The sequence below is a fragment of the Marinobacter sp. genome (assembly GCF_052094685.1).
Lineage (GTDB): Bacteria > Pseudomonadota > Gammaproteobacteria > Pseudomonadales > Oleiphilaceae > Marinobacter.
The window spans coordinates 35,365-53,675 of sequence record NZ_JBQDKB010000003.1 but is presented as its reverse complement, the minus strand read 5'-3'; the positions used below and the strand labels follow the sequence as shown (position 1 = coordinate 53,675).

Annotated in this window: 18 protein-coding genes; 13 read left to right on the top strand and 5 right to left on the bottom strand. The window is 54.0% G+C overall.

Annotation, left to right across the window (positions count from 1 at the left end):
* Window positions 1–67: 67 nt before the first annotated feature.
* The 13 genes from ffh (at window position 68) to ung (ending at window position 13,796) form a co-directional block, all read left to right on the top strand.
* Window positions 68–1,453 (top strand): signal recognition particle protein, encoded by a 1,386-nt coding sequence (gene ffh / locus ACTH3S_RS01240; protein WP_441807198.1) that lies wholly within the window; start codon window positions 68–70, stop codon window positions 1,451–1,453.
* Between the two features lie 164 nt (window positions 1,454–1,617).
* The gene (gene rpsP / locus ACTH3S_RS01235; protein WP_441807197.1) at window positions 1,618–1,857 is read left to right on the top strand and encodes a 30S ribosomal protein S16; all 240 of its coding nucleotides are present in this window, start codon (window positions 1,618–1,620) and stop codon (window positions 1,855–1,857) included.
* 26 nt (window positions 1,858–1,883) lie between these two features.
* Window positions 1,884–2,411 (top strand): ribosome maturation factor RimM, encoded by a 528-nt coding sequence (gene rimM, locus ACTH3S_RS01230; protein WP_441807196.1) that lies wholly within the window; start codon window positions 1,884–1,886, stop codon window positions 2,409–2,411.
* A gap of 3 nt (window positions 2,412–2,414) precedes the next feature.
* On the top strand, window positions 2,415–3,173 hold the full coding sequence (trmD, locus tag ACTH3S_RS01225; RefSeq protein WP_441807195.1) for a tRNA (guanosine(37)-N1)-methyltransferase TrmD: 759 nt from the start codon (window positions 2,415–2,417) through the stop codon (window positions 3,171–3,173).
* Between the two features lie 25 nt (window positions 3,174–3,198).
* Window positions 3,199–3,555, top strand: a complete 357-nt coding sequence (gene rplS / locus ACTH3S_RS01220) for a 50S ribosomal protein L19 (RefSeq protein WP_441807194.1) — start codon at window positions 3,199–3,201, stop codon at window positions 3,553–3,555.
* Between the two features lie 114 nt (window positions 3,556–3,669).
* Window positions 3,670–4,572 (top strand): site-specific tyrosine recombinase XerD, encoded by a 903-nt coding sequence (gene xerD / locus ACTH3S_RS01215; protein ID WP_441807193.1) that lies wholly within the window; start codon window positions 3,670–3,672, stop codon window positions 4,570–4,572.
* 146 nt (window positions 4,573–4,718) lie between these two features.
* Complete coding sequence (locus ACTH3S_RS01210) at window positions 4,719–5,450, top strand: thioredoxin fold domain-containing protein (protein WP_441807192.1); 732 nt, start codon at window positions 4,719–4,721, stop codon at window positions 5,448–5,450.
* A gap of 174 nt (window positions 5,451–5,624) precedes the next feature.
* Window positions 5,625–6,926, top strand: coding sequence for a homoserine dehydrogenase (locus ACTH3S_RS01205; RefSeq protein WP_441807191.1), 1,302 nt, complete (start codon window positions 5,625–5,627; stop codon window positions 6,924–6,926).
* Between the two features lie 26 nt (window positions 6,927–6,952).
* Complete coding sequence (gene thrC / locus ACTH3S_RS01200) at window positions 6,953–8,353, top strand: threonine synthase (RefSeq protein WP_441807190.1); 1,401 nt, start codon at window positions 6,953–6,955, stop codon at window positions 8,351–8,353.
* A 6-nt stretch (window positions 8,354–8,359) separates the two neighbouring features.
* Window positions 8,360–10,093, top strand: coding sequence for a single-stranded-DNA-specific exonuclease RecJ (gene recJ, locus ACTH3S_RS01195; protein WP_441807189.1), 1,734 nt, complete (start codon window positions 8,360–8,362; stop codon window positions 10,091–10,093).
* Between the two features lie 278 nt (window positions 10,094–10,371).
* A protein-coding gene (prfB, locus tag ACTH3S_RS01190) for a peptide chain release factor 2 (protein WP_441807188.1) occupies window positions 10,372–11,467 on the top strand; the annotation gives its coding sequence in 2 pieces (ribosomal slippage) (window positions 10,372–10,443 and window positions 10,445–11,467; 1,095 coding nt in all).
* Window positions 11,468–11,520: 53 nt separating this feature from the next.
* Entirely contained in the window at window positions 11,521–13,068 is a 1,548-nt protein-coding gene (lysS, locus tag ACTH3S_RS01185) for a lysine--tRNA ligase (RefSeq protein WP_441807187.1), read from the top strand.
* A 2-nt stretch (window positions 13,069–13,070) separates the two neighbouring features.
* The gene (gene ung, locus ACTH3S_RS01180; RefSeq protein ID WP_441807186.1) at window positions 13,071–13,796 is read left to right on the top strand and encodes a uracil-DNA glycosylase; all 726 of its coding nucleotides are present in this window, start codon (window positions 13,071–13,073) and stop codon (window positions 13,794–13,796) included.
* On the opposite strand, the gene ACTH3S_RS01175 is transcribed toward ung, so the two are convergent.
* From ACTH3S_RS01175 to nadB, 5 genes are all read right to left on the bottom strand, one after another.
* On the bottom strand, window positions 13,790–14,623 hold the full coding sequence (locus ACTH3S_RS01175; protein WP_441807185.1) for an HDOD domain-containing protein: 834 nt from the start codon (window positions 14,621–14,623) through the stop codon (window positions 13,790–13,792). The two genes, ung and ACTH3S_RS01175, sit on opposite strands and share 7 nt — an antisense overlap.
* A gap of 117 nt (window positions 14,624–14,740) precedes the next feature.
* On the bottom strand, window positions 14,741–15,751 hold the full coding sequence (gene ygfZ, locus ACTH3S_RS01170; protein ID WP_441807184.1) for a CAF17-like 4Fe-4S cluster assembly/insertion protein YgfZ: 1,011 nt from the start codon (window positions 15,749–15,751) through the stop codon (window positions 14,741–14,743).
* 21 nt (window positions 15,752–15,772) lie between these two features.
* Window positions 15,773–16,234 carry a hypothetical protein gene (locus ACTH3S_RS01165; protein WP_441807183.1) on the bottom strand — a complete coding sequence of 154 codons (462 nt, stop codon included), beginning with the start codon at window positions 16,232–16,234 and terminating at the stop codon, window positions 15,773–15,775.
* Window positions 16,218–16,490, bottom strand: a complete 273-nt coding sequence (locus ACTH3S_RS01160; RefSeq protein WP_441807182.1) for an FAD assembly factor SdhE — start codon at window positions 16,488–16,490, stop codon at window positions 16,218–16,220. Before ACTH3S_RS01160 ends, ACTH3S_RS01165 begins: the two co-directional genes overlap by 17 nt.
* Before the next feature lie 31 nt (window positions 16,491–16,521).
* Window positions 16,522–18,126, bottom strand: a complete 1,605-nt coding sequence (gene nadB, locus ACTH3S_RS01155) for an L-aspartate oxidase (protein WP_441807181.1) — start codon at window positions 18,124–18,126, stop codon at window positions 16,522–16,524.
* Window positions 18,127–18,311 lie beyond the last annotated feature (185 nt).

Below are 18,311 nucleotides of genomic sequence, written 5' to 3'. Positions count from 1 at the left end.
GAATCAAGGAGCCAAAGCTGGCTCTGAGGTTTGTGCACTCAATTTATCCGGGGTACGGAAGAGCAACATGTTTGAGAACCTCCAAGACCGACTTTCCGGTAGCCTGCGCAAGATTTCCGGTCAGGCGCGGCTTACCGACGACAATATAAAGGACACGCTTCGCGAAGTGCGCATGGCGCTGCTGGAGGCCGATGTCGCCCTGCCGGTAGTAAAGGACTTTGTTGAAGGTGTTCGTCAGCGGGCTATCGGGCAGGAAGTCCAGCGTAGTCTTTCCCCCGGCCAGGTTTTCGTAAAGGTCGTTCAGCAGGAGCTTGAGCGGGTGATGGGTGAGGGGAACGAAACCCTTAATCTTGCCGTTCAGCCTCCTGCAGTCATTATGATGGCGGGCCTTCAGGGCGCCGGTAAAACTACGACAGTTGCGAAACTGTCGCGCTTTCTAAAAGAGCGTCAGAAAAAGTCCGTTATGGTGGTGAGTGCCGACATCTACCGGCCAGCTGCCATCAAGCAGTTGGAAACCTTGGCCGGCGAAGTAGGGGCTGAGTTTTTCCCCAGCTCTGCTGATCAAGACCCGGTCGCCATTGCCGAAGGCGCTCTTGCTGCCGCCCGCAAGAAACACATAGACGTTGTGATTCTCGATACTGCCGGTCGACTGCACGTTGATGAGCAGATGATGGGCGAGATTGGCCGTTTGCATAAGGCCGTTAACCCGGTCGAAACCCTCTTCGTTGTCGATGCCATGACGGGGCAAGACGCCGCGAATACCGCCAAGGCGTTTAACGACGCGTTGCCGTTGACCGGTGTGGTGCTGACTAAGACAGACGGTGATGCCCGTGGTGGTGCCGCGCTGTCCGTAAGGCACATTACAGGCAAGCCTATAAAGTTTTTGGGGGTTGGTGAGAAATCTGATGCCCTGGAACCATTTCATCCGGACAGGGTTGCGTCCCGGATTCTTGGTATGGGCGATGTGCTCTCCCTAATAGAGGATGCAGAGCGCAAGCTGGATCAGAAAAAGGCCCAGAAGCTCACCAAGAAAATTAAAAAGGGTAAAAGCTTTGATTTGGAAGATTTCCGTGACCAGCTTCAGCAGATGAAGAGTATGGGCGGTATCGGTGGTTTGATGGATAAGCTGCCGGGCATGGGGCAGATGGCGCAAGTTGCGCAGCAGCAGGTCAACGATAAGTCCATGGGCCAACTGGAGGCGATCATCTGTTCGATGACCTCGAAAGAGCGTCGTCACCCGGATGTCATCAATAACTCCCGCAAGCGTCGCATTGCCACCGGCTCCGGAACCCAGATACAAGATGTGAATCGACTGCTTAAACAACATAAGCAAATGCAGAAGATGATGAAAAAGTTTGGCAAAAAGGGCGGAATGGCGAATATGATGCGCGGTCTTGGTGGTATGATGCCGCCGGGCGGTGGCGGCGGAATGCCGCCCATGGGCCGTATGTAAAAAGCCTTACATGGAAAACCTGGAATCAGTGGGTTTTCCTGTTTTCTTTGGCGCGTATTTAGCATAGAATAGCGCCCCTTTCGAGTATGGGTCTTCGCGTTAACTACCATTGTGGTCGGCGTGAAACGTACAAAGTTCGTATAACAGAACAGGATATTGGTTAAATGGTAACAATCCGTTTGGCTCGCGGCGGCTCTAAGAAGCGCCCGTTCTATCATCTAACAGTCACTGACAGCCGCAACTCGCGTGATGGCAGCTTCATCGAGCGTGTTGGCTTCTTTAACCCGGTTGCACGGGGTCAAGAAGAGCGCCTGCGTGTTGATCGCGAGCGTGTAAATTACTGGGTTGGCCAGGGTGCGCAGGCGAGCGATCGCGTTGCGCAGCTGCTCAAGACAGCTGAGTAAGTTTTACTGACCACCGGGGTTTTTGTATGACGCAGAATTCGCAGGAAACTGTGATCGGTCGGATTACCTCGGTATTTGGGGTGAAAGGGTGGCTAAAGGTTTTTTCCTTCACCGACCCCAAAGAAGGGATACTTGACTATACCAACTGGGTTTTAGATCTGGATGGTAAGCGTATTCCTGTCAAGCTTGAGGAAGGTCGCCGCCAAGGGCAGGCGATCGTCGTCAGGCTAAAAGGTATTAGCGATCGTGATCTGGCGCGCACGTATTGTGGCGCTGAAGTCAAGGTTCCGACGGCTGAGATGCCTGAGCTCCCTGAAGGGGAGTTTTACTGGCGTCAGTTGCAGGGACTTGATGTGTTCACGGTTGAAGGTGAGTGCTTCGGTCGTGTAGACCACCTGATAGAAACCGGTTCCAATGATGTCCTGGTGGTGCATGCAACGCCGGACTCCATAGATCAGCGTGAACGCTTGATTCCTTATCGCCCTGACCAAGTTGTTAGGGAGATTAATCTGGCGGAGCGCAAACTGGTCGTAGACTGGGATCCGGAGTTCTGACGGATGTGGATTGGCGCGGTCAGCCTGTTTCCAGATATGTTCCAGGCGGTAACAGATTACGGGATAACGAGTAGGGCGGTGCGCGATGGTCTTCTGGCCTTCGATAGCTGGAACCCTCGCGACTTTACCCACGATCGTCACCGTACCGTCGATGACCGTCCCTATGGGGGTGGCCCCGGGATGCTGATGAAGATTCAGCCGCTTAGGGACGCCATCCATGCAGCACAGGAGGCGGCGCCAGGAAAAGCTTGCGTGGTTTATCTTTCACCTCAGGGTGAGACACTGAATCAGGCTGTTGTTGAGTCGCTCGCTGCAGAAGAACGTTTGATTCTGATAGCGGGTCGTTATGAGGGCGTTGATGAACGCTTGATAGCGGCAGAAGTCGACCGGGAAATATCACTGGGAGATTTTGTTCTCTCTGGTGGCGAAGTGGCAGCTATGGCTGTGATTGATGCGGTTACACGCCTCATCCCCGGAGCGCTGGGTCATGCGCAGTCAGCAGAGCAAGATTCTTTTGCTGACGGTTTGCTGGATTGTCCGCACTACACTCGGCCCGAAGTTTACGAAGGTCAGGCGGTGCCGGATATTTTGTTGGGCGGTCACCATGGTCAGATCCGGCGTTGGCGGCTAAAGCAGTCGCTGAGGCGAACCCAGGAGCGACGCCCCGACCTGCTGAAAAAGCGGGTGCTTACGGACGAAGAGCGTGAGCTGCTGGGTGAGATTTTAAACGAACCGTGTGCCTCTGAATCATCAGGGCATTAAAAGATTGAGTATCAGGAGCATTACGATGAGCGGCAAGAACAACATCATCAGTCAACTTGAAACAGAACAGATGACCAAGGAAATTCCCGCGTTTGCGCCGGGTGACACCGTGGTTATTCAGGTTCGTGTAACTGAAGGCACTCGTGAGCGTTTGCAGGCGTTTGAAGGCGTTGTCATTGGCAAGCGTAACCGTGGCATGAACTCGTCTTTCACCGTACGGAAAATATCCTACGGCGTAGGCGTTGAGCGTACTTTCCAGACTTTCTCCAAGCTGATCGACAGCATTGCTGTGAAGCGTCGTGGTGATGTACGTCAGGCCAAGCTTTACTACTTGCGCGAGCTTTCTGGTAAGGCAGCACGTATCAAGGAAAAGCTGGGCTGATCAGCTATTTGCTGAGCAACCTTGCAGTGAAAAAGGCAGCCTTAGGGCTGCCTTTTTCGTTACTGGCGAGCCAGAATGCTGCATGGCTAATAAAGGTTGTCAGGGGGCAGTGGTGTGAGACCAGAGGATGAGGCAGTAATCGTCCGGTTTGTTGATGCGGTCTGGCTTGAAGATGGTTTGGGTGAAAAAACCCGTCAAGCGTACAGCAGCGATTTGCAGCGATTGGCTGTGTGGCTGGAAAATCAGCCGGGGGAGCCGCTATTAATTGAAACCCGGCGAGCAGATTTGCTGGCGTGGATGGCCGGCGGGCTTGCACAGGGTATTAAAACCTCTACGGCGGCCCGTCGCCTCTCGGGTATCCGCCGTTTCTTTCGGTATTTGCTTCGGGAGAGGTTGATCGCTGAAGACCCTACATTGCGGATAGACAGCCCCAAGTTACCCAGGCGGCTGCCAGATTCGTTAACAGAAGATGAGGTCGATGCGCTTCTGGCTGAGCCGGATCCCGGTTTGCCGATTGAGCAGCGGGATAAGGCTATGTTGGAGATTCTCTATGGCTGTGGATTGAGGGTGTCTGAGCTTACAGGTTTGCGTGTTGATCAGGTGAATCTGCGCCAGGGTGTTATACGGGTGACGGGTAAAGGCGATAAAGAGCGCCTGGTTCCCTTAGGAGAAGAGGCGATAGATTGGTTGCTCCAATACATGAAAGAGGGGCGCCTTGAGTTGCTTAAGGGGCAAGCCTGCGATGCACTATTTCCTGGCAATCGGGCCGCAGCCATGACGCGGCAGGCGTTCTGGTACCGTGTTCGTCATTACGCTACACGTATAGGTATTCGCAAGCACCTGTCACCTCATACGCTGCGGCATGCCTTCGCAACCCATCTGCTAAACCATGGTGCAGATCTGCGCGTGGTTCAGATGTTGCTGGGCCACTCGGACCTTTCTACTACGCAGATCTACACCCATGTTGCGCGACAACGCTTACAGGCATTGCATCAAACGCATCATCCCCGTGGTTGAGTTCGAGATTTTTAGGTAAGGTGTCGCTTTGAACTTTTGTGGCGAGCAGGTGTCGCATGGTTTTGATGAAATAGCTCGTTTCATGGCTGGTGTGAGTGACTTCGCGGGCCCAATAACTACCTAACTGAAAAGGTGTGTTTGCCAGAATGAATGTAAAACGTTTTTTTATGGTGGCCGTAATGGCTGCAAGTGTTCTGGGCTCGCCCTTCAGCGTTGCCGGTGATGTTGAAGACAGCATTACAGAGCGGCTTTCCAGTTCTGTGCCTGGGTTGAAGATAACGTCTGTGCGTGAATCGCAGGCAAAGGGGCTTTATGAGGTTCAGAGCAATAACGGTGACACTATCTACACCACCTCGGATGGTCAGTATTTGCTAACCGGTGATTTGTTGAAGATTACCCCCAGTGGCATCGCCAACGTGACAGAAGCCGCCAAAGCTGGCGAGCGGCGAAGCACTATGGACAGCTACGGTGATGAGGGGGTTATCAGCTACAAAGCAAGCAATGAGAAGGCGGTGATTAGTGTGTTCACCGATATCAACTGCCCATATTGCCGCAAGCTCCATGATGAGGTGTCGCAACTTAACGATTACGGTATTACCGTGAATTACTATGCTTTTCCGCGCTCCAACCCCGGGCAGCCGTCTTTTGTGAAGTATGTTTCTGTCTGGTGTGCCGAGGATCAGCAGTCCGCGATGGATTCAGCTAAGGCCGGTAAGACGGTTAAGGCTGCCACTTGCGATAACCCGGTGTTGAAGCAGTCGCAGTTAGGTACACGTGTAGGTGTTACGGGTACGCCTGCCATCGTTTTGGAGGACGGCAACATTGTGCGTGGTTATGTGCCAGCGAAGAATTTGGCCGAAGGGTTGGGCCTGCTTTGAATCGGGGATAAACCTGGGCGCACTCCGGGTGGCTCGGATATGTGACAAGCTTTTGGTTCAGGGCTTATTCAGCGGGCCCTGAACCGGTATACTATGCGGCCTTTCAGTGTCGCAGCATCGCAATGCTGCAAAACTACAATTTATCAGCACCCCTTCGGGATCAGAGGTGAGAGCTTGAAAGACGTCAGTGTCGGAATCTGCGGACTGGGAACCGTTGGCGGCGGTACATTCAATGTATTGACGCGCAACGCCGCGCTTATTGCGGGCCGTGCAGGCTGTAATATTCGAATTACTCGGGTTGCCAGCCGTCGCAACCGTGATGATCTGGATCTTGGCGATGTGACATTCAGCACCGAGATTTTCGACGTGGTTAATGATCCTGCTGTCGACGTTGTTGTTGAGCTAATCGGTGGTTATGACACTGCGCGGGAGCTTGTGCTGGCAGCCATCAAGAATGGCAAACACGTAGTCACGGCCAACAAAGCGCTGATCGCCGTTCATGGCAACGAGATTTTTGAAGCGGCTGAAAAAGCCAACGTTGTGGTTGCCTATGAAGCAGGCGTGGCTGGCGGGATTCCCGTTATGAAGGCCATTCGTGAAGGCATGGCAGCAAACCGCATCGACTGGATTGCCGGCATCATCAACGGCACTGGTAACTATATTCTTACGGAAATGCGCGCAGGTCGTGCCTTTGCTGAGGTGCTTAAAGAAGCTCAGGATCTTGGTTACGCAGAAGCAGACCCTACCTTTGATGTAGAGGGTATCGACGCGGCTCACAAGCTGACCATTCTGGCGTCAGCCGGCTTCGGCGTTCCGCTGCAGTTTGAAAAAGCATTTACCGAAGGGATTTCATCGATTACTCCTTACGACATCGCCCATGCGGAGCAGCTTGGTTACCGTATAAAGCATCTGGGTATTGCCCGTCGTCGGGATGAGGGCATTGAGCTTCGGGTGCACCCAACTCTCGTCCCCAAAAGCCATCTGATTGCTCAGGTTGATGGCGTGCTTAACGCTGTTCTTATGGAAGGCGATGCAGTCGGCCAAACAATGTATTACGGCCCTGGCGCTGGTGATGAAGCGACAGCTTCTGCGGTAATTGCAGATATTGTTGATGTGGCTCGCGTTGTGGCAAGTGAAGGTGCATTGCGGGTGCCGTATCTCGGGTTTGCTCCAGAAGCCATGGAAGATCTGGGCGTGCTTTCGATGGAAGAGGTTCAGTCTGCTTATTACCTGCGCATTACCGCGCTGGATCGCCCGGGTGTGCTGGCTAAAATTGCATCGATTCTGAGTGAGCACGGTATCAATATTGAGTCGATTATGCAGAAGGAATCCGAGCTGAAGGATGGCCGTATTCCGGTGATTATCTTGACTCATACCGTACAGGAGCGGCAGATCAATCGGGCTATCGAAGAGATGGAATCTCTCTCGGATATTGATGGCAAAGTTATTCGTATCCGCGCCGAAAACTTTAACTGAGAAAACCATAACAGACAGGTACGCACGTGAGATATATCAGTACTCGGGGAGAAGCCCCTGCACTGGGTTTTGAAGACGTTCTGCTCACAGGGCTGGCCCCTGATGGTGGTCTATATGTGCCGGAATCGCTTCCGCATTTCAGCTTGGAAGAGATTCGAAGCTGGCGTGGCCTACCGTACACCGAGCTGGCCTTCAATATCATGTACCCATTTGTGGAAGAGGCCATTCCTGAGGCTGATTTCCGGCAGATGCTGGATGACACCTACAGTGTGTTTGCCCATAAGGCTGTGGCGCCATTGGTTCAGCTTGATACCAACGAATGGGTGATGGAGCTGTTCCGAGGGCCAACGTTGGCGTTCAAGGATTTTGCGCTGCAGTTGCTAGGTCGCTTGCTAGACTACGTGCTCGAAAAGCGCAAAGAGCACGCCGTTATTATGGGCGCAACCTCCGGCGATACGGGTTCTGCGGCCATTGAAGGCTGTCGCCGTTGCGAGCATGTGGATATCTTCATTCTGCACCCGTATGAGCGAGTCTCAGAAGTGCAGCGCCGCCAGATGACTACGGTTAAGGGTGACAACATCCACAACCTGGCCATTCGTGGTAATTTTGATGATTGCCAGCGCATGGTGAAAGAGAGCTTTGGTGATCAATCGTTCCTGGGTGGAAAAACCAAACTGGCTGCAGTGAACTCGATCAACTGGGCCCGGATTATGGCCCAGATTGTATATTACTTTCATGCGTCCTTGGCTCTTGGTGGCCCAGACCGCAGTATGGCGTTTTCTGTGCCTACCGGAAACTTCGGGGATATCTTTGCTGGCTACCTGGCGAAGAAAATGGGTTTGCCGATATCTCAGCTGGTTATCGCCACCAACCGGAACGATATTCTTCATCGCTTCATGAGTGGCAACAAATACGAGCAACACACCCTTGAGCACACGCTCTCGCCGAGCATGGATATTATGGTATCCAGCAACTTTGAGCGTTTGCTGTTTGATCTTCACGGACGTGATGGAGTGGCGGTCAAGCAGCTGCTGGAAAATGCAGCTAAAGGCCCCGTAAGCATCGAAGACTACCGCTGGAAGCAGGCACGCAAGCTGTTCGACAGTGCGGCGGTTGACGACAGGGCTACCTGTGACACCATTCGCGAAGTATACGAGCAGAATGAATACCTGCTGGATCCGCACACGGCTATCGGCGTTCACGCGGCTCGGGTCTGTCGCAGAGATGCCCAAGTGCCGATGATTACTGTTGGAACGGCCCACCCGGCCAAGTTTCCGGATGCCATTGGTGAATCCGGCCTGACTGTAAAGCCAGAACTTCCCGCTCATATGGCGGATCTGTTCGAGCGTGAAGAAAGCTATACCGTGCTTGATAACGACCGCACTGGCGTTCAGGCCTTCATTGCAAAACATTGGAAGAATACCTGACTCGGTATGACACCCAAAAAGATCCTACGTCGCCCTCAGCCAGGCAGTGTTTCGGCTTGGGGGCAAGACCTGTCTCCCTTGCTCCATCGTTTATACGCCGCCCGCGGCGTTACCTCTGATGAACAGCTGAGTTATACCCTCAGACACCTTGCCTCACCTTTTGAATTGCGCGGTATCGACCGTGCGGTCGAACTGCTCGCGGATGCTATCGCTCAGAACCAAAGAGTGCTGGTGCTTGGGGACTTCGATGCAGACGGTGCCACCAGTACCGCTGTCGCCATGCTCGGGCTTTCAATGCTTGGCTTGCAGAGCATCGATTTCCGAGTACCCAGCCGCTTTGCCGATGGTTATGGGCTGACCCCTGGCATCATCGAACGTTTGCAGCAAGAAAACGAATTGCCGGATCTTTTGGTGACGGTGGACAACGGAATCTCAGCCGTTGAAGGCGTTAAGGCGGCTCGTGATCTGGGTATCAAAGTTGTGGTCACTGACCACCACTTGGCAGGCGAGGTGTTGCCAGATGCCGAGGCCATAGTGAACCCTAACCAGCCCGGCTGTGCTTTTCTCAGTAAAAATGCCGCGGGCGTGGGCGTGATGTTCTACGTGCTCACAGCACTGCGCAAGAAGCTCCGAGAGGCTGGCCGGCTGCCGCAGCCTGAACCTAATCTGGGTAACCTATTGGATTTGGTAGCGCTAGGCACAGTGGCAGATGTCGTACCTCTGGATCACAACAACCGCATTTTTGTTGAGCAGGGTCTGCGCCGTATTCGCCAAGGCGAAGCCCGCCCAGGAATCCTCGCATTGCTGGAAGTGGCCGGCCGAGAACACGCAAATATCAGCTCCACCGATCTCGGATTTGTAATCGGCCCACGGCTTAACGCAGCGGGCAGACTGGATGACATGAGCGTCGGCATTGCCTGCCTGCTGGCAGATAGCCCTGATGAAGCAAGGCGGCTCGCCCGGGAACTAGACACTTTTAACCGTGAACGGCGCACTATTGAGAAAGACATGAAGGCCCAAGCCCAAGATCTTCTGGCTTCCATGTCGCTGGATCTCGAAGGTTTGCCATGGGGCCTGGCACTGTTCGATCAGGATTGGCATCAGGGTGTTATCGGCATTCTTGCGGCTCGTATTCGGGAACAGACCAATAGGCCGACCATTGCGTTTGCCCCTGATGAAAATGGTGTGGACGTAAAAGGCTCCGCGCGCTCCATTCCCGGGCTTCATATTCGCGATGTGCTGGCCGTTGTGGATGCTCGCAACCCAGGTGTGATGAAGAAGTTCGGTGGTCACGCTATGGCGGCGGGCATGTCTTTGGCTCATAGCGATTTTGATACCTTTGTTGAAGCTTTTGATCGAGCGGTGAGGGATACCTTGACTGCTGCCGATCTCGAAGCTGCGATCACCACGGATGGGCCGTTGAGTTCTGATGAGTTGTCACTGGAAACGGCGGCTTTGTTGAAGCGCGCTGGTCCTTGGGGGCAGCATTTCCCGGAGCCTTTGTTTGATGGCGAGTTTCGGGTGGTTAGTCAGCGTATTGTGGGCGAAAACCATTTAAAGTTGGTTTTGCAGCCGGTTGATGGCAGCGGCATTATCGACGGTATAGCGTTTAATACTGGGCCGGAGGTTCCTGATTACACGCGTACTGGGGCTCGGGTAGTGTATAAGCCGGACGCGAATACGTTTCGTGGGCGGACTAATCTGCAGCTTTTGGTGGATTATTTGGAGCCGCTTTCTTAGTTGGCTCTGTTTGGGCTTGGGAGGCTGGTCCCGGAGCGGGTGTTCTTTTCTTCTGGAAAAATAACTCGCTGCGCTCAGACATCTTTTTCCGGCAGAAAAGAACACCCGCCCCGTGACCGATTGAACCACATAGATAAATCAGCAGGGCAGGCTTACTCCAAAGTCTGGGCCAGTCCTGATCAGTGCTTACACCAGAGCAACGGCTGATTTGCAGTCAAAAATCCGGTAGAATCCCGCCACAGATTTACTCACCATTTTTCAACGCGAGTAAGGTTTCCATGGAAATTAATCCCATTGTGACGAAGATTAAAGAGCTTCGTGAGCGTACAGAAACGCTCAGGGGGTATCTTTGACTATGATCAGCGAAGTGAACGGCTGGTAGAAGTAGAGCGTGAGATGGAGATGCCCACGGTGTGGGATGATCCCGATCGCGCACAGGCGCTAGGCAAAGAGCGTGCGGATCTTGATTTGATTGTTAGCACCATCGACAACCTCACAGCCGGCTTGTCTGATGCAGAAGGTCTGCTGGAAATGGCTGTTGAGGAAGATGATCCAGACACAGCCACCGAGATCGAGTCGGATCTTGAGGCGTTGGATGCAGAGCTTGAGAAGCTTGAGTTCCGCCGTATGTTTTCCGGTGAGATGGACGCCAATAGCGCCTACCTGGAAATTCAGGCCGGCTCGGGTGGCACCGAAGCTCAGGATTGGGCGAATATGCTGTTGCGCATGTATCTGCGTTGGGCTGAGCGTCGTGGTTTTAAGGCTGAAATTGTGGAGTTGCAAGAAGGTGATGTGGCTGGCGTGAAGAGTGCCACCATCCACATTCAGGGCGAGTATGCGTTCGGTTGGTCGCGTACAGAAACAGGTGTTCATCGCCTGGTTCGCAAGTCGCCGTTTGATTCTGGCAATCGTCGTCATACGTCTTTTTCTTCGGTGTTTGTTTCGCCGGAAGTGGACGACAGTTTTGTAATTGAGATTAACCCGGCGGACCTGCGGGTGGATGTTTACCGTGCCTCTGGCGCCGGTGGTCAGCACGTTAACCGGACAGAATCTGCGGTGCGTTTGACCCACAACCCAACAGGCATTGTTGTGGCTTGCCAGGCCGGCCGAAGCCAGCATCAGAACAAAGATCAGGCTATGAAGCAGTTAAAAGCCAAGCTGTATGAGCGTGAGATGCAAGAACGCAACGCTGAGAAACAAAAAGCTGAAGACGCAAAATCCGATATTGGTTGGGGCAGCCAGATTCGCTCCTACGTACTGGATGATGGCCGTATTAAGGATTTGCGTACCAAAGTTGAAACCAGTAGCACCCAATCGGTGTTGGATGGTGATATCGACAAGTTTATTGAAGCCAGCCTGAAAATGGCGCTGTAGTCAGCGTCATTGCCAAGCCAATCCGAACACCCCCGATTTTCTAGTGAGCCAACATGACTGAACACACCAAGAATGCACCGCCAGAGGACAACAAGCTGATTGCTGAGCGTCGCGCCAAGCTGGCCGAACTGCGTGAGAACGGCAATCCTTTCCCTAATGATTTTCGCCGCGATGCCACCGCCGCTGAATTGCAGGCTAAATACGGTGAGTATAGCAAGGAAGAGCTGGAGTCTATGGGCATTAAGGCGGCCATTGCAGGCCGCATGATGTTGGACCGTAAGGCATTCAAAGTGGTTCAGGACATGACGGGCCGCATTCAGATCTACGCCACCAAAGATGTGCAGAAAGACACCAAGCATTGGGATCTGGGGGATATTGTTGGTGTACGGGGTACCTTGTGCAAATCTGGCAAGGGCGACCTTTACGTGACCATGGATGAGTATGTGTTGCTTACCAAGTCACTGCGTCCGCTGCCTGAGAAGCACAAAGGCTTGACGGATACCGAAGCCCGTTATCGCCAACGGTACGTGGATTTGATGGTGAATGAAGACAGCCGGCGTGTATTCCATGCCCGATCGAAAATCATTACCACCATGCGCCAGTTTTTTGCAGATCGGGAATTTATTGAAGTTGAAACGCCCATGCTGCAGGTGATTCCTGGTGGCGCGACGGCGCGGCCGTTCGTTACCCATCACAATGCGCTGGGCATGGACATGTACCTGCGTATTGCACCGGAGCTTTTCCTGAAACGGTTGGTTGTGGGTGGCTTTGAGCGGGTTTTTGAGATTAACCGTAACTTCCGGAACGAGGGGCTTTCTACCCGTCATAACCCGGAATTTACCATGGTGGAATTTTATCAGGCGTATGCTGATTACAACGACCTGATGGATCTTACCGAGGACATGTTGCGCGTTATCGCGGAGCGGGTATTGGGTAGCACCACGGTCGTGAACACGCGCGCCCTGGCCGACGGCACTGAAGAGCGCATCGAGTACGACTTCGGTAAGTCCTTTGAACGCCTGACCGTTGTGGAGGCCATCCTGCGCCACGCTCCGGACGTGACTGCAGAGCAGTTGGCCGACGATGAATCAGCACGGCAGGTTGCAAAAGACCTGGGCATTCACGTCAAAGACGGTTGGGGTCTGGGCAGGGTGCAGATCGAGATTTTTGAGGCGACGGCCGAGCATCGTTTGATGCAGCCAACGTTCATTACCGAGTACCCGAAAGAGGTCTCGCCGCTGGCGCGCTGCAAGGATAGCAATCCGTTTGTGACCGAGCGCTTTGAGTTCTTTGTGGGTGGCCGTGAGATTGCTAATGGGTTCTCCGAGCTTAACGACGCGGAAGACCAAGCAGAGCGTTTCCAGGCTCAAGTTGCTGAGAAAGACGCTGGCGACGACGAAGCTATGTTCTACGACGAAGACTATGTGACAGCGCTTGAGTATGGCTTACCGCCTACGGCAGGTGAGGGTATTGGTATTGACCGTTTGGCCATGCTGCTAACTGATTCGCCGTCGATCCGTGATGTGATTCTGTTTCCCGCTATGCGGCCAGAGCACAAAGCTGAGAGTGCAAAAGGCGAAAGCGCAGAAGGTAAAGGGTAACTATGCACCCGGTTGAGGTACTGGAGAGTCATCTCAGACCCGGCCAGGGCTGGAAAGAGCGCCTCGCCGATGAATTCCGCAAACCTTATATGCTGGCGCTGGCGGAATTTCTAAAGGCTGAAGAAGACGCTGGGAGGGCTCTCTTCCCAGCGAGCTCCCATTGTTTCAATGCCCTTAACAGCACGCCCCTGGACCGGGTGCGGGTTGTGATTCTTGGGCAGGACCCCTATCACGGCCCCGGCCAGGCCCACGGCCTGTCCTTTTCAGTCAGGCCAGATGTTCCCCCGCCACCTTCGCTCGTTAATATATTCAAGGAAATCGAGAGTGATCTGGGCATTGCGCCGCCTGATCACGGCTGCTTGCAGCCTTGGGCTGAGCAGGGCGTACTGCTGCTAAACAGTGTGCTTACCGTGGCTCAGGGCCGGGCAGGTGCGCATCAAGGCAGGGGTTGGGAAACGTTTACGGACAGGGTCATTGAAACCGTGAATCGGGAGTGTGAAGGTGTGGTGTTTATGTTTTGGGGAAATTACGCCAAAAAGAAGGGGCGGCACATCGATCGCGACCGGCACCTGGTGCTGGAGGGGCCGCATCCGTCACCGCTCAGTGCGTATCGCGGGTTCTTTGGTTGCAAACATTTCTCCCGAGCCAATGAATGGCTCCGGGAGCAAGGACCGGCACCCGTAAACTGGGAGCTGCCCTCCAAAACAGATCTCAGCGTTAATTACTGAAGCAGTGCCATCGCCGCTTCCATCTGGGCGTTAAGATCTTCTTCTTCGCTCATGTCAGTATTTGGGTCGATGCCGAGGCGACCGAATGCTGAAATGCCAGACCAGTCCATCTCAGTCCAACGGTGCTCAGAGCCGGCAACCAGCTGAAGGTTGGCGATCATCACCAAGTCTGCATAGTCTGCTGCGGGTACTTCCCTGTGGAAGTTGGCGAATTCCAGCGGAACCGTTTGCAGGTCGTTCGGGAAGTCCCACTTTTTAAGAATGGTTGCACCAATTTTTGGGTGCAGGTCTTCTATGATGCTATCCAGTTCATTGCCACTAATCTGTACGTCTTCGTCTTCCACATAGCGCAAAATGGGCAGTACGCCGATCAGGTGTACCAAGCCAGCCAGCGTGGCCTGATCTGGCTTTAATTTTGTGTAGTGCTGAGCCAGGACGTGACAAACGCCAGCTACTTCGGTGCTGGCTTGCCATGTTGCGCGTAGGCGCTTGTCGATCATGTCTGAGGTTGCCTGAAACATCTGCTGCATGGCCAGGCCCATGGCTAGGCTGCTGGTATAGGCCATGCCAAGCCGGCTTACAGCCATATTCAGGTTCTCTATCGCGCGGTTGCCCCTGAAGAGCGGGCTGTTGCAGACGCGAATGATACGGGCAGAGAGAGCTGTGTCGTTGCTGATAACCTTGACCAAGTCACCGATGGCGGAGTCTTCCGACTCGGCGATGTCGCGCACCTGAAGCGCGGCTTCGGGCAGGGTAGGGAGCACCAGCTTGTCGTTTTCGATCGCGGTTGTAATGTCCGCCTTAATGGTTTCAGCAATATTCGACATGGTTTGGTAAGGATCCGCTTGTCAGTTTGGGTGCCCGTTATGGTAGTGAGCGGGCGCCCCAAAGTTCAGAATGGTGAGTTCTCTTTATAGCAAACTCTGGCGGGTTTGCCTGTCAACTTATGTATCCTTTGGTGCGCTGCCTTCTCGTTCGGTAACGGTGTAAGGCAGAGGTTGGGGCTGTAGCACGGCCTCTGGGAAACCATCTGCAACCAGCTTTCCCTCGGCGGCGTCGTGCCGGATAACCACAAGTACTTCGCAGGAACCGTTGTTAAAACCGACGGAATTAACCACCTCACCTATTGAGCGTTCGCCCGCCATGATGGACGTTCCCGGTGTGGGCAAGGAGTTAACTTTTGCCATGCGGAAACGGAACAAGCTTTTTTTGAGCTGCCCGAGAAAGTGCATCCGCGCGATCACTTCCTGGCCGGTGTAACAGCCTTTTTTGAAATGCACGCCGCCCAAATGTTGCCAGTTCAGCATTTGCGGCACGTAGGATTCGCTGGTTGCGGTGCTCAGCATGGGGACGCCTGCCGCAATTTCAGAGGCCTGCCAATCGGCAAGAGTCCTCTCTGGAATGCTGTTCAGTTCCGGATCATTTGCGGTGGGTTGCCACAACTCAAAGCGCGGCAGTCCTTCACCTGTATTCTCTGTGCGGATCAGGAATCCGCAATCCAGTGCCAGAGTGTCTCCTGGGGATGCCAGGCTGTCCAAATGACCTCCGGCGAGGCTTGAGGCTGCATCGTTGCCCAGCAGGCCGATGATGTGTCCGTCGGTTTCGGCCGTCATGGATGTGCCACGAAACAGCATCATGTATTTGCGTAGGTGAGCCATAATTGGCTCTGCCAGCTCGGAGGGCAGGTCCAGCAGTACGTCGTCACCATCTCGAACCAGTCGCGTTAGGCAGTAGGCTCGGCCTTTTGGGGTTGCACCTGCGGCGCGGGGTGATGTACCTGCTTTCACGTCATCAAGATTTTGGCTTAACTGGCCCTGAAGGAACTTGTCGGTACCAGAGCCTGCGATGCGAACCAGAACGCGATTGGTTAACAGAATGCGGCCCGAAGCCGGCGCTGGGCACTCGGCTGATGTGTAAACAGGCGTGGCTGAAACAGGTGTGTCTGTACCAGTCATGGGAGAACTCCGGGCAAAATACTATTCAAATGTTTGCTGAGCGCGGCCCAGTCTGAGCCACATTCTCAGGCGACGAAACTGATCTTCGGATACGTTACCGGCAATCCGTGTGCCGGAGAATAACACAACCGGATATGAAGCAGATCTGGAGGCGATTGGCTGCAGTTTCAAGAGCACAAGCTTTGAACTGATGCGGCTCGCAGGACAGGCATTCACGGCCAGAATTTGCCCGTTACCTAAGCGTGCGTAGAGGGTGTTCTGATCCTGATGCAGCCCCAGAACGGCCGACGGCCCGGCCAGCAGCCCATTCAGTCGGTACTGGAAGATGGCGCCTGCCAAGGTGAGCGGTGCCAGCGCGTACATCCAGTGTTTGCCAGAGGCGCCAGCAATAAGTATGAAGGCGCTGGCGATCAACCATGGTGCAGCAGCCAGACAACCTGCTACACCACAGCGAGATAGCGTGAGATCAATCTGGCTGGACACGGGCGAGGATGATGTCGACGATACGCTGGAGATCCGCATTGTCTGGGCGGCTACGCTGCATGAACCATTCAAATATATCGGTGTCCTCACAGGTCAGAAGTTTTTCATAGCGCGCCTGATCTTCCTTATCCAGATCCCGGTAGGCTTCTTCCAAAAACGGAATCAGCAACACATCCAGCTCCAGCATGCCACGGCGGCTATGCCACCAGAGGCGGTTGAAGTCTGAATTGTCCGCGGGGGCTTTGGGGTCTTGCATAGTGGCTCTCTTGGTTGCTTAGCTGTTCTCTTTACGGAGAAGGAGTTCTGTAGGTTGTGGGGATCAGCACGGTATCACGAGGCTCGTGTAGGAGTCCCGGATAATCCAGCGTGTAGTGCAGGCCACGGCTTTCCTTGCGCTGCAGTGCTGAGCAGATAATCAGATCAGATACAGTTACCAGGTTTCTCAGCTCCAACAGATCATTGGTTACCCGATAATTGTTGTAAAACTCGCCAATTTCCCCTGAGAGCAAATCCACTCGATGCTTGGCCCGCTGCAGGCGCTTGGTTGTGCGCACAATACCCACATAATCCCACATAAAGTGGCGTAATTCGTCCCAGTTGTGGGAAATAACAACATCTTCGTCGGAATCGCGTACCTGGCTTTCATCCCATGCGGGTGCATCTGGAGGGGGCGGGATATCTGCCTCTCGGCGTGTAATGTCAGCAGCGGCGGCGCGGCCATAAACCAAGCACTCCAGTAGTGAGTTGCTCGCCATGCGGTTGGCGCCATGAAGCCCAGTAAAGCCGGCTTCGCCTACCACATAGAGTTGGTTGATGTCGGTTCGCGCTCGCTCATCGGTGACAATGCCACCGCAGGTATAGTGCGCTGCGGGCACCACCGGGATGGGCTCCCGGGTAATGTCGATGCCAAATTCGAGGCACTTTTCGTAAATGGTTGGGAAATGATGCCGAATAAAGTCTGCCGGTTTATGGCTGATATCCAGCAATAGGTGATCTGCGCCCAGTCGTTTCATTTCGTGGTCGATGGCGCGGGCGACTATGTCCCGTGGTGCCAGTTCTCCGCGGTCGTCAAAGCGATCCATGAAGCGGGAGCCGTCAGGCAGTTTTAGTAACCCACCTTCACCTCGCACCGCCTCGGTAATAAGGAATGACTTGGCGTGAGGGTGGTACAGGCAAGTAGGGTGAAACTGATTGAACTCCATATTGGCAACCCGGCAGCCGGCACGCCATGCCATGGCAATGCCATCTCCGGAGGCGCCGTCTGGGTTTGTGGTGTAACGGTACGCTTTGGAGGCGCCACCGGTTGCAATCACCGTGAAGCGCGCCCGGAATAGCTCCACGTGGTTGTCATCAAGGTTCAATATATAGGCGCCAACACAGCGGTTGCCTGGTAGTGCCAGCTTGCGGTTGGTGATCAAATCTACGGCAACGCGGCTGGATCTAAGTTCGATGTTTGGTCGCGCCAGTGCTTGAGCTGTCAATGTTGTAGAGACGGCATGCCCGGTGGCATCCGCGGCATGAATAATGCGCCGGTGGCTGTGACCGCCCTCGCGAGTAAGGTGGAGCTGTGCGTCCGTGTCTCGAGTAAAGTTCACGCCGGTTTCAATGAGCCATTCAATGCTCTTTTTACTGTGTTCTACGGTAAATCGTACGGCCTCTTCATTGCACAGGCCTCCGCCTGCAACAAGTGTGTCTTGCACATGGTTTTCGGTGGAATCCTGATCGTCCAGAACAGCAGCAATGCCGCCCTGAGCCCAGAGTGTGGCGCCGCTGCTGATGTCGGCTTTGCTAACCACGCACACCTTCAAATGCTGCGGAAGATTAAGCGCAACAGTTAGACCGGCAGCACCGCTGCCGATAATGAGAACATCGTATTCATAGGACTGTGGCATCGGGTCGTTATCGCGGGCCATAATGTAGACGTGTATTGAACTAAACTTTACGCTTGCTGTCTATTTGGCCTAACGGATGATCTTGCCTTATAGGCTGGGTCGTCCTTTCTCTAAACGGGCGCCGGATAGTGAGTATGAATCCTCAGAAACTCGTATCGGCCGGAAAATTGGCCATAAAACCGGAG